The sequence below is a fragment of the Candidatus Endomicrobiellum pyrsonymphae genome (assembly GCF_020328025.1).
Taxonomy (GTDB): Bacteria; Elusimicrobiota; Endomicrobiia; order Endomicrobiales; family Endomicrobiaceae; genus Endomicrobiellum; species Endomicrobiellum pyrsonymphae.
Map to the genome: position 1 here is coordinate 1 of NZ_JAIXMZ010000038.1, position 12110 is coordinate 12110.

Below are 12110 nucleotides of genomic sequence, written 5' to 3' on the forward strand. Positions count from 1 at the left end.
GCAAAGAAAGTGGAGGACGATAACCCCAAACGACCAAGCACACCCTTAGTGCTGACGGAGGAGGAGCTGAAGGAGACAAAGGCGGTGACGGAAGCGCTGGTGGAGCGGGAGGAGATTTGGGCGATGGCGGAGGCAGTTCGGAAGTTGCGGGAGGAGAGGAAGGATTTGAGTGTGGCGGATGTGGATGAGTCGACGAAGGAGATAGCGTTGGCGAGGGTGAGGGAGCTGGGAGCGACAGAGGTGGACAAGGTGATAATGGAGATAAGGAATTTGGAAGAGACGATAACGAGGACGGCGATGGAGAAGACGCCGGAGGTGATAAAGAAGCTACTGGAGAAGGAGAAGAGAGAGAGATTTAAGTATAACTCTGAAGAGGGTGTGGAGAGGGATGCGATGAGGCTGATATCGTGTGGGGATGTGGTCTGGGGTTGGGATGATGTGGAAGGAGACAAGACACTGACAAGGAATACGGAACAGGCGCTATTTTATCTGGCCGATGATGTGAGTCTGCGTATGCAAGGGAAGCTGAAGGAGAAGCTGATGGGGAAGGATTGGGAGGCGAAGGTGCAGGTGACGGAGGCTAAGGCTACGCTGGCGAATGTTGATCCGAGGCTGAATGAAGAAAATAAGGCGTGGGCGAGGGCTACGCTAGCGAGGCTGGCGGGGACGGAAGCGGCAACGCATGAGCAGATAGTGCTGGCGGGGGCGACGAACGTGGTGGTGGAGAAAGAGGTGCGGATTTGGGCGAAAGACAAGATGAATATAAAAGTGCTAGAGATGATGAGAGCGATGACGAAGGTGGCGTTTGAGGCGATGAGAAATGCGATGAAGAAAAAATAAACAGTACTACCATCACTACCATATCATTTAGCAAACCATAGTGGTCCATTATCAACATTAACATCGTCATCATCATCTGAAAGCGTCCACAAAGAAAGCGAGGCAGAGCGAGAAAAAGAGAAAGAGAAAGACGATGAAATCGATAAAATGACAGACGATAAAAGAGATGAATTCAAGCACCATCTTCAAATGCAGCTCTTACGGCTCGGGAAAGAGAGAGGCGATGAAAGCAGTAGCGAAGGCGACCTCAACCTCGACAACGGAAACAGTGACGACGAGGAATTGAAGAAGGCGATGAGAGAGTTGGGAAAGGCGGATGAGAAGTTGCTGATGAAGATATCAGCGATTATAGTAAAGGGGAGGGGGTTGAATAAGGAGCCGGATGCGATGAAAGAGTGGAGGAAGGAGACTGCGAAGTGGAGGGCGACGCGGCATCAGATATGTGTGAATGGCTTCTGTGAGAAAACGATGCAGCTTATGCCGATGATGGTGGTGGATGAGAATTTGGAGGGAGGGAGAGAGGGCGATGACTACAACCAAATGGTTTCTACTCCCCGGGAACGGATCGAAGTTGCACCTCTTCACGGACGACAAGTGGGAAAAGGCGAAGCTGGCGTTAAGGGGAATGCCGACTGACGATAAGATGGAGGATATTGTGGAATGTATAGAGGAAGTATTGAAGGTGGTTGCGAAGAGGGCGGCGGGGAATAAGATAGCGGAGGTGCTGGAGAGGATGCTCATGGATGCGGTGACGATGAGTGCGAAGTTGCCGGTGTCACTGACACGAATGCTTGATAGTGTGGTGTGGAGGACAGTAAACGTGGTGGTGAAGAAGACGAAAAATGAGCTGACGAGGCTGAAGAAGGCGTCGCTGGGGTCGTTGGAGTTGACGTTGATAAAGGTGGCGGTGAATTTTTTCATGCCGAGGACGTTTCTTGATGAGACGAATGATATACCGGAGATAAAATAAGGAGATGATTTTAGCGCGCGTGACAGACGTTTCGAACTTTTCGTCCCTAGATAAGCTTACGAGTTCGGATGAACCTCAAAAAATATTAATATCATCGTCAAAACTAATTATGTCCGAAGCTATAGTTATCATCCTACAGGTTTGGGTCTCAAGACAATACATGGCAACAATAAATTACTCTTTCACTGAAAGTGGTGGCAATGCCAAAGGCATTGCCACGGAGTATGAGGATGGAGAGTTCAAAAATTTTATACAGGAAGCCTATTGACTCTCAAGATAGGTTGCATCGCTAGCAAAAATAGTCGAATAGTTGTTTAAAGTCTAAATTATTTTTTTTGATTTTGGCGTACTTGTCGTAAAGCTTTTGTTTTGATTTAATCAGAATTGAAGATTTAATGCCATATTCCAATGCCATTGAGGCTTCAATGTATGCGCATAATTTATCGCACATTTCAATCAAACTTCCATCAACAGCGTTATATTTATTGTCGGCAAACTTTGCCGCATTGTCAACTTTCTTTACATTATTGTTTTCAATAATTTTATCTGAAAACTCATCTTCTATAAAGTATTTCATTTCTGTATGCCAGCTTGGGGGTATTAACGGCAATATTTTTTCGTCAACCTGTTTCCTTTCGTATTGTTTTATTATATCTTCAAGACCGGATATTGAAGATTTTACAGGCGACACTATATCTTTTGTAAGAATCTCGGGAAGATCATGAAACAAAGCAGAATAAAAATTATTATACCTTCTTTTCCCTAAAGCATTCATTTCCATCGATAACAGATATGAAAAAATTGCTACCGTAAGCATGTGTCCAAGCACAGATGTTTTTGGTATCCTAAAAGCCTGCGCCCATCTTTGTTGAAATCTAAGCTGTCCGCATAAGTCTAAAAAACCATAATATTTTCTATTAAACACCAATTTTCTTATGCCTGATAAATCGTCAAAACTAGCAAGACTGTCGTCCACTTTTTGCTTTGTTTTCTCTATGTCGTAAATCATTGAATTCCACGGATATATTATACCAAACTCCCATTTTGTCGAAAGACAATGAGCCGCGCTTAAAATTCTTCTTTCTTGTTTAGCATAACTATAATCCAAAAGATATTTTGAATATCTTTCTCCAAAACCGCCGTTTAAAGCGAACAAATCGTCATTTAAATTTTCTATTATCCATCTGTTTAATTCTTGCTCTTTTTTTGACATTATCTCGTGAAAAACTTCAGGCTTTAGGTCCGTAAGCATTATTCTCTGAAAAAACTCAAAAATACCGCCTTCAATAAGTTTTATCCAATCAACAGATTTACCATCTTCTTCCTCAAACTTCGCAACGATATAAGCAATTATCATTTTATGCGCTTGTTTATCGAGTTCAAAAAAATCAAAAGGACGAATATGATCGTTCCATCTTAAAATATTTGCAGCTGAGAAAATTCTTAAAATCAAATCTTTTGTTATCATTTTTTTTCCAATAATTAATTATAATCAACTAACTCTACATTAATACCATTTAGACACATTTTATGAAACGTTTTTGGATATTCTCTCTTTTCTTTAAATCCTTCATCTCCGTCAAATACACCTTTGTTATTAGCATATGCCTGTCTTTCATTGCGCTTTTTTCTATAACATTTATTTCAGTTATATCTTGCTTCCTTAATTCATACTCACCAACATGTCAGTCGACACAATACACCCCACTCGTGTACTTAATAGCGGTATCAACAACAATGCCGTATTGCTTCGTCATTTTGTTCATCGCAAAGACACCGCTAATCTTTTTACAAACTATGAGAATTTTTTTCTAAGTAAAACTTTCTTTGCCATTCAGGAAATTTTTCAATAGAATATCTAAGCATTGTTCTTGGCATAACATGAGAATATTTATCCAAAAATGTAATTAGAGTTTTTATATCTCTTTTGCCAACTTCTCTAAGCATCCAGCCTGAAGCTTTATGTATCAAATCATATTTGTTGGTCAAAAACATTTTTGCAAGTTCTAACGTTTCGGCAAATCTATTTTGCTTGATAAAATAAAAAGTCGAAACCATGACAATTCGTTCCTTCCAAATATTTCCGGATCTAGCATATTTCCAAAAATCCGTTAAAGAAGCGCTCAAATACCAAAAATGTCCCAATATGTTTGGGGCGGACAAATCAACCAAATCCCAGTTATTAATGTATTTTGAATTGTTTAAGTATATTTTAACAATATCATATTTATCAACATCGATTGCTTTTGCATATTTTTCGACTAGAATCATTAATGAGGCAAGCCTTACTTCGTGGATTTCATGCCGTAACAATTTTTCGACTTCTTTTAGATTTATATTCTTCCAATATTTTTTAGCTATAACGCGTATTTGTGGAACGCGCAAACCAAGTAAAACATCGCCTTCGCCGTATCCGCCGGGACATATGTTTAAAATCTTAGCAACCCACTGTGCAAAAACTTCATCTTTGTGTTTTTCTAAATCTTTTAGAAACAATGCTGTAAAATTTTTATTCATATTATTTTCACAATCACTAAACTATAAAAAACTTTTTACAAGTCGATGTATCTCTTTAGTAGAAACGTAAGCGTAAGATACATAATTGAAGTAAAAAAGAATAATGGAGCAAAGTCTGTTTTAAGAAATTTTACTTTGTGAAGCAATAAGAATATTAACGTGTAGAAAATACCGAAAATAATTGAGTACACCAACAAATTTAAAAGCATTATTCTCCTCTCTCTTTTTATATTACTGTCCATGACGATTTATATACTTTTTTAGGTAATATCCCGTAAATGATTTAGCATTCTTCATTATGTCTTCAGGAGTACCCTCGGCAACTATTTTCCCGCCTCTTTCACCCCCCTCCGGTCCTAGATCAATAATCCAATCAGCAGTTTTAATAACATCAAGATTATGTTCTATAACCAAAACCGTGTTGCCAGCATACGAAAGTCTTTGTAATACTTCAAGCAGTTTGCCTACATCGGCAAAATGTAAACCCGTGGTCGGCTCATCTAAAATGTATATTGTTCTTCCTGTAGCCCTTTTGGAGAGTTCCGCAGAAAGTTTTATTCTTTGCGCTTCTCCACCTGAAAGAGTCGTCGCTTGCTGTCCCATTCTTACATATCCAAGTCCAACATCTTCAAGCGTAGATAAAATTCTTTTTAATGCAGGAATATTTTCAAAAAACTTTACGCTTTCTTCGATCGTCATATTTAAAACTTCATCTATATTTTTGCCTTTATATCTTATCTGCAAAGTTTCTTCATTAAATCTTCTCCCGCCGCAAACATCACATTTAACATAAATATCAGGTAGAAACTGCATTTCAACTTTTAAAGCGCCATCGCCCTGACAATTCTCACATCTTCCCCCTTTTATATTGAAAGAAAATCTACCGGGCTGATAGCCTCTTGCCTTAGCTTCAGGAACTTGCGTAAATAAATCTCTTATTATTGAGAATGCTCCGGTATAAGTTACAGGATTTGATCTTGGAGTTCTTCCTATAGGCGACTGATCTACAATTACAACCTTGTCTATATACTCAAGTCCTTCCATACTTTTAAATTTTCCGGGGTTTTCTTTTGCGTGATACAATTCATGAGCGAGATTTTTATATATTATCTCGTGCACCAAAGTAGATTTACCGCTACCGGAAACTCCAGTAATACATACAAAAAGCTCCAGCGGAATACTAACGTTTATATTTTTTAAATTAAACTGCTGAGCGCCTTCTACCGTAAGCCATTTATTCAAATGCTGATTTCTCTTTTTTGGCACAGGTATTTGCAAAGTCCCTTTTAAATATTGTCCTGTTAGAGAATTTTTAGATTTCATTATTTCTTTTGCGTTACCTTCTGCGACAATATATCCGCCGCGCGTTCCGGCTCCGGGTCCTAAATCTATTATATGATCTGCGATGCGCATAGTATCTTCGTCATGCTCAACAACAATTAAAGTATTGCCTAAATTTCTAAGTTTTATCAAAGTCTCTAAAAGTTTGTCATTATCTCTCTGATGCAATCCTATAGAAGGTTCGTCAAGTACATACAGCACGCCTGTAAGACCTGAGCCTATCTGCGTTGCTAAGTGTATTCTTTGCCCTTCACCACCTGAAAGAGTACCGCTCTGTCTATCTAGACTTAAATATCCCAGACCAACATTACTCAAGAATTTCAATCTCTCGCGTATCTCTTTCAAAATGGTCTTGCTTATAATCTTATCTTTGTCACTAAATTCAATATTGTTAAAGAAATCGAACGCTTTTTCGATGGACATTTTTGTAATATCTGTAATTGATTTATCACTAACTAAAACTGAGAGAGCTTCTTTTTTCAGTCTTTGACCTTTACATGACGGACAAAGTTTTACGTCCATATATTTATTATAAATTTCTTCCCTTACAAAAGAAGATTCTGTTTCGGTATATCTACGTTGCATATTTGTTATAACGCCTTCAAAATCGTCTTGCCCATAGAGAAGAATCTCTTGCTGTTTTCTTGTAAGTTCTTTCCAAGGAACACTCAAAGGAATTTTATTATTTTTTGCAGCTTCAGACAGAAGCTCCCAATAATATCCGCCCCAGCTACCTTTCCATCTATTAGTTCTTGTCGTTATCGGCTCAGACCACGCTATAATAGCGCCTTGTTTTACAGAACGATTTTTATCTGGCACTACTAAATTTTCATCAATTTCTATTTTATTTCCTAATCCTGTACATTCAGGACATGCTCCAAACGGAGAGTTAAAAGAAAATAAGCGCGGCTCTATTTCAGCAATGCTTATACCGCAATCCGCGCAAGCATACTGCTCACTGTAAACAGTTTCAGATATTGACTTGCTATTTTCAACTATCGCAACAGATAGTATTCCTTTTGATTCCTTTAAAGCAGTTTCTACAGAACTCGCAACCCTCGAACGTAAATCTTTATTAAGCTTTATTCTATCTATTACAATATCTATTGTGTGTTTTTTATATCTGTCTAATTTTACATTATCCTCAAGCATATAAACATTTTTATCAACTCTTATTCTAGAATATCCGCTCTTTGTAAGGCGTGAAAAAAGTTCTTCATAAGTTCCTGTCCTTCCTTTAATAAGCGGCGCAAATATATTAATCATGGTATCATCGGGCAGTTTCATAATTTCGTCGATAATTTGCTGAGAAGACTGAGGCTTAATTGTTTTTCCGCATTTAGGACAATGAGGAACGCCAACTCTTGCAAACAAAAGTCTTAAATAATCATAAATTTCTGTCACTGTGCCAACTGTGGAGCGCGGATTATGAGATGGATTTCTTTGCTCTATTGAAATTGCAGGCGATAAACCTTCTATAATATCAACGTCAGGCTTTTCCATAAGTTCCAAAAATTGTCTTGCATATGCAGACAAAGATTCTACATATCTTCTTTGTCCTTCGGCATAAATCGTATTGAATGCCAAAGATGATTTCCCAGAACCTGACAAACCTGTAACTACAACAAGCTTGTTTTTTGGTATATTGAGATCTATATTTTTTAAATTATGCTGCCTAGCTCCGCGAATTTTTATTATGTCCATGTTTTTCCTTCTGAAAATTAAAGTATCGCTTATGTATAAAATTTTAGCATATATGGTTTTAAAATAACAAAAGTATTGCCCAAAATATTTTTGTTGTGTACAATAGCGTTAACTAGAAAATTTTATTAGACTTATTCAACTAAAAAACAAATGTTTAAACCAAAATTATTTACACTAATAAAAAATAGACCTCAGGAATTTACATCCACTCGTATCCTCGCAGATATAAATGCCGGTCTTATAGTTGCTTTTATTGCTATCCCTCTTTCAATAGCGTTTGGCATCGCGTCCGGGGTTGCTCCGGGAAAAGGACTCATAACTGCCGTGGTGGCAGGTTTTTTGATTTCATTTTTTGGCGGAAGTCGCGTCCAAATTGGCGGTCCTACGGGCGCTTTTGTAATTATAGTTTATGGAATACTGCAACAATACGGAACAAGCGGTCTAGTAACAGCCACAGCTATGGCTGGTATCTTTTTGATAGTAATGGGACTTCTAAAATTTGGTAAAGTTATACGTTATATTCCAGATTCCATAACAACAGGCTTTACAAGCGGCATTGCCGTGGTTTTGTTTTCAACGCAAATTAACGATTTTCTTGGATTAGGACTTACATCCATTCCCGCAAACTTTATTGATAAATGGACGCTATATATTCAAAATCTTAGCAATATAAGCATTTCGACGATTGTGATGGGAATATCAATTTTATTGTTTGTAATGTTTTATCCTAAAAAATTCAAATTCTTTCCAGCTCCTTTGGCAGCGCTTATATTTTCGACATTAACTGTAAAATTTTTCAATCTTCCTATCGACACAATATTCTCACGTTTCGGAGATATAACAAAATCAATGGCGCTTTCACCTCAAATGCCCGCGTTAAGTTTTGAGATTATAGGAAAATTATTTCAACCAGCTTTAACTATAGCTGTGCTTGCAGGCGTAGAATCATTATTATCTGCTGTAGTTGCAGACAGCATGATAGGAAAAAAGCATATATCAAATACTGAGCTTATGGCGCAAGGAATAGCAAATATAGGGTCTGCATTTTTTGGCGGTATTCCAGCCACAGGCGCGATAGCAAGAACCGCGGCAAATATCAATAATGGCGGAAGAACGCCAATTGCAGGAATAGCGCACGCAATTTTTATACTTATAATATTACTTGTATTTATGAAATACATCGTTTTTATTCCAATGGTAACGCTTGCCGTAATATTGTTTACCGTAGCGTATAGAATGATGGACTTTAGCGCCTTTAAAGAGATTTTTAAAGCGCCTGTAAGCGATTCTTTGGTTTTACTTACAACATTTTCACTGACAGTTTTTGTAAATTTGATTTACGCAATTGAAATAGGAATGATTTTGGCGTCGTTTTTATTTATGAAAAGAATGTCTGACATTGCAAATATTGATACCGCAAAAGACGATGTCTATGAAGGTATTGACTACGAATATCTTGAAGAGAAAAAGAACTTAAAAGGTGTAACTGTATATGAAATCAACGGTCCGTTCTTTTTTGGAGCAACAAGTAGGTTTGTAGAATATATAGAAAAAATAAAAGACTGTAAAGTTATAATTTTAAGAATGAGAAAAGTACCCGCTATGGATGCTACAGGATATCACGCGCTATACAAAATCTATAGAAAATGCGTTTTATCAAATACAGGCCTTATTTTATGCCAGATACAAAAACAGCCTATAAAAGTGTTAAAAAACTATGGGTTTATTGATATTTTAGGCAGAGCAAATATTGCATTAAATATAAACACTGCATTTAGAAAAGCAAAAGATTATATAACATATCTAGAAGAATACAGTAATACATTTCATATAAAAAAGTGAAGCTTTCCGTACTTTTACAAAAGTAGCAAAAATTCTTGCTCAAGATGGTCAAGTCGACGGGAACATAGCGGTCATATCAGGTGGTTGTCATAAATTCTGAAAGTTGGAAGCATGAAGAATCCGTTCTTTTGTCATATTGAGCGTAGCGAAATAGCTACTCTTTTGGATACTTCAGTCGCTGCGCTTCTTCAGCACACACCCTTCATTACAACAACTGCAAAATTAAGATATTCTGTTTCCGGCATAGACGCTAAAACAGGATGATCTTTTGCCTGAAAACCATATTCCAGAATAAGAGCTTTCCTCTTAAGTTTAGCTGCCGCTTGATGTATAGCGTCCTTGAATTCTTTAAAACCAAGATGATGAGAACATGACGACACTGCCAAAATTCCACCGGAGTTCAATAGATTCATAGCAGCTTCATTTATTTTAACACAATGTTTAAAACCGGCATTAAAATCTTTACGGCTTTTAATAAGACCTGGCGGGTCAATATTTACAATATCAAATTTAGCGGACTTTGCTTCCTGCGACATCAAATATTCTAAAGCATCAGCTTCAATGCCGTTAAAATCTTTAAATCCGTTTAAAGAGTAGTTCTTTTCTGCCATTTCAAGAGCAACACGAGACGAATCAACAAAAACAACTTCTTTAGCTCCGGCTCTTTTTGCATATATACCGAATGCCCCACTGTGGCAATAACAATCAAGAACTTTTTGATCTTTTACATAAGCTGCTAGTTTTGCTCTGTTGTCTCTCTGGTCAAAGAAAAAACCGGTTTTCTGACCGTTTACTAAGTCTGTATAAAATTTAATACCGTTTTCCGATATAATAATATTGTTTGGAATATCGCCGTAATAAACTTTGTTTTCAAGATCAAGCCCTTCAAGTTTTCTTAAAGTTACGTCGTTTCTTATAAAAATTCCTTCTAGTCTATAAACATTTTTTGCTGCTTCCAAAATATCATTTTTATATTTATCTGCGCCGGCAGAAACAAATTGTACGCAAAGATAATCCTCGTATTTATCCAAAATTACTCCGGACATATCGTCTGATTCACCAAAAACCGCCCTATACGAATTTTCTTTTGGATATACATTCTCTCTTAGAAGTTTTGCTTCCTCTATTCTCTTTTTCCAAAACAACTCGTTTATACTTTCTTCTTTATTCGTAATAAGTCTAAAAGCTATTAACGAGCGCGGATTATAAAACCCCAAACCTATAAAACTTTCAGCATTATCGTATAAAGAAACAATATCACCTAACGCAGGACTTCCCTCAACCTGTTTAATCTCATTTGAAAAAACCCACTTGTGACCATTTTTAATTCTTTTGCCATCGCCGGCTTTAAGTATAATCTTTTTCATACAACCCCTTTGTTTGTTTGAGTATATATATTGTAGCATAAAGAGAAAACGACCTGTCACATTACTTACGGCAAGATCGTTTATAGAAAATTTATTATTTTTGTTTTACGAGACTCACAAAGCCTCTCTACCATAGTCTCCAGATGATGATCCCCTAGCCCTAGTATATATACATCGCCTTTCTTCGTCATCGCCTCTTTAATATTTTCGTACTCTTTTTGCGCGTTAAATTCTTCTTCTTTTAAAAACATCTCAAAGATTTTATCAAGCTCAAAATCGTTAAATTCTACCTCTTTTAAAAAATCAAAATTAAAAGATTCCCCTAAAATATCAACGTTCCAATCACCGGTGTTCTTGTTCGAACGCAAAAGATATTCGTCTGCTTCTTTTTTCTTGAGCTGTCTGTTTGGCACACTGACATCTAGAACCTCGTCACCTCTGCCTAGTTCTATCAAAATAGCTATTCGCTGGCGTTCAGCAAGAATTTGGTTGTCTAGATTTATTACAGGGATTTCTGCTAAATTGAACCTCTTAAAGGACAAAGTCCTCATCGATTTTGTAAGGTCGATCTTTCCTTTATCGTTCATTTTGCGTGGGTTATAACTGCACGGCACAAGGGAACTAAGTTCCAGGGAGCTTAGCTCCAGGTCGCTACATTTGCGTTTCTCTGTGCGTCATCATGATATAATGCCACTCATAAATCTTCTAAAACTGAGAAGGAAGAACTTCCTGAGGCTCACGTTAAACTTAATCAGGCTCACGCTAGAGTTAAGAAGGCTTGCGATAAAACTTGGCAGGATATCTGTGTAGCTGAGCCACTCAACTTCATAACTTCATCTGCATCAATTTCAATCCACGGTTCCTGGTTGGTCGTTCCATTATCATCTTGTTCTTGTCATTGCTGATGTTGTTGTTTCAAAGTCAAAAAATTAAAAGTAGTTTATGATGGGACCAAAAATTGAGTCAAGGGTGGAGGAGGAAGATGAAGATGATGATGATGATTCTACTGCTGGAAATCTAAATTTATTCATCATCGCCCACGCCTCCGTTATCAACGTCTCCTCAACCGTCCTCGCATCCATCGCCACCACTGCCTCCACCACCTCCTTCACCACCCCCATCTTCGACAACGCCTTTTTCTTTTCCGGCCACGCCATTACCGGCAACTTCATCACTCCCTTCCTCACCGCCAACCTCGCCCTCATCACCACCTCATGTCTTATCGCCTTCACGTGCGCTGTCACCGCTTCCTTCAGCTTAGGCGACGACCCATTTATCGCCTCCAGCCTCATCGACGTTATCTCCGACGGCAGCTTCCACTCCGACATCACCTCCTTCACCACCTCCGCCACCTGCGCCTTCTCTGTGTTCAGCATCTTATCTATCACCTTCTTCGGCAGTCGCTTCCGCTCCATCTCCTTCACCTTCACATCCCTCTCCTGCAACGACGGCACCGATGTCTCCATCGTATTCATCTTCGTCACCACAGCCGGCGAAGATGAATACGATGGAGACATCGGTGCCGTCGT

Annotated in this window: 11 protein-coding genes; 5 read left to right on the forward strand and 6 right to left on the reverse strand. The window is 38.2% G+C overall.

Annotated features, from left to right (window positions below; all coding sequences use genetic code 11):
• The 4 genes from LE180_RS04315 to LE180_RS04330 form a co-directional block, all read left to right on the forward strand.
• The coding region (locus LE180_RS04315) for a hypothetical protein (protein WP_374134238.1) at positions 1 to 840 on the forward strand (840 nt) is incomplete at its 5' end.
• A 147-nt stretch (positions 841 to 987) separates the two neighbouring features.
• Positions 988 to 1476, forward strand: coding sequence for a hypothetical protein (locus LE180_RS04320; protein WP_374134239.1), 489 nt, complete (start codon positions 988 to 990; stop codon positions 1474 to 1476).
• Positions 1466 to 1810 carry a hypothetical protein gene (locus LE180_RS04325; protein WP_374134240.1) on the forward strand — a complete coding sequence of 115 codons (345 nt, stop codon included), beginning with the start codon at positions 1466 to 1468 and terminating at the stop codon, positions 1808 to 1810. Before LE180_RS04320 ends, LE180_RS04325 begins: the two co-directional genes overlap by 11 nt.
• A 4-nt stretch (positions 1811 to 1814) precedes the next feature.
• A complete protein-coding gene (locus tag LE180_RS04330; RefSeq protein ID WP_374134241.1) occupies positions 1815 to 2078 on the forward strand; it encodes a hypothetical protein in 264 nt (87 codons plus the stop codon).
• 21 nt (positions 2079 to 2099) lie between these two features.
• On the opposite strand, the gene LE180_RS04335 is transcribed toward LE180_RS04330, so the two are convergent.
• The 3 genes from LE180_RS04335 to uvrA all read right to left on the reverse strand — a co-directional run bounded on the left by LE180_RS04335 (position 2100) and on the right by uvrA (position 7372).
• Entirely contained in the window at positions 2100 to 3278 is a 1179-nt protein-coding gene (locus LE180_RS04335) for an HD domain-containing protein (protein WP_374134242.1), read from the reverse strand.
• A gap of 320 nt (positions 3279 to 3598) precedes the next feature.
• Positions 3599 to 4327: a DNA alkylation repair protein gene (locus LE180_RS04340; protein WP_374134243.1), complete on the reverse strand. Its 729-nt coding sequence runs from the start codon at positions 4325 to 4327 to the stop codon at positions 3599 to 3601.
• 231 nt (positions 4328 to 4558) lie between these two features.
• On the reverse strand, positions 4559 to 7372 hold the full coding sequence (gene uvrA / locus LE180_RS04345; RefSeq protein WP_374134244.1) for an excinuclease ABC subunit UvrA: 2814 nt from the start codon (positions 7370 to 7372) through the stop codon (positions 4559 to 4561).
• Between the two features lie 150 nt (positions 7373 to 7522).
• Here uvrA and LE180_RS04350 point away from each other — a divergent pair, with 150 nt between their 5' ends.
• Positions 7523 to 9214, forward strand: a complete 1692-nt coding sequence (locus tag LE180_RS04350) for a SulP family inorganic anion transporter (RefSeq protein ID WP_374134245.1) — start codon at positions 7523 to 7525, stop codon at positions 9212 to 9214.
• Positions 9215 to 9402: 188 nt separating this feature from the next.
• Here LE180_RS04350 and LE180_RS04355 read toward each other — a convergent pair whose 3' ends face one another.
• The 3 genes from LE180_RS04355 to LE180_RS04365 form a co-directional block, all read right to left on the reverse strand.
• Complete coding sequence (locus LE180_RS04355; RefSeq protein WP_374134246.1) at positions 9403 to 10581, reverse strand: class I SAM-dependent rRNA methyltransferase; 1179 nt, start codon at positions 10579 to 10581, stop codon at positions 9403 to 9405.
• 80 nt (positions 10582 to 10661) lie between these two features.
• Positions 10662 to 11168: a hypothetical protein gene (locus LE180_RS04360; protein WP_374134247.1), complete on the reverse strand. Its 507-nt coding sequence runs from the start codon at positions 11166 to 11168 to the stop codon at positions 10662 to 10664.
• A gap of 342 nt (positions 11169 to 11510) precedes the next feature.
• A partial coding sequence (locus tag LE180_RS04365; protein WP_374134248.1) for a hypothetical protein occupies positions 11511 to 12110 on the reverse strand: 600 nt, incomplete at its 5' end.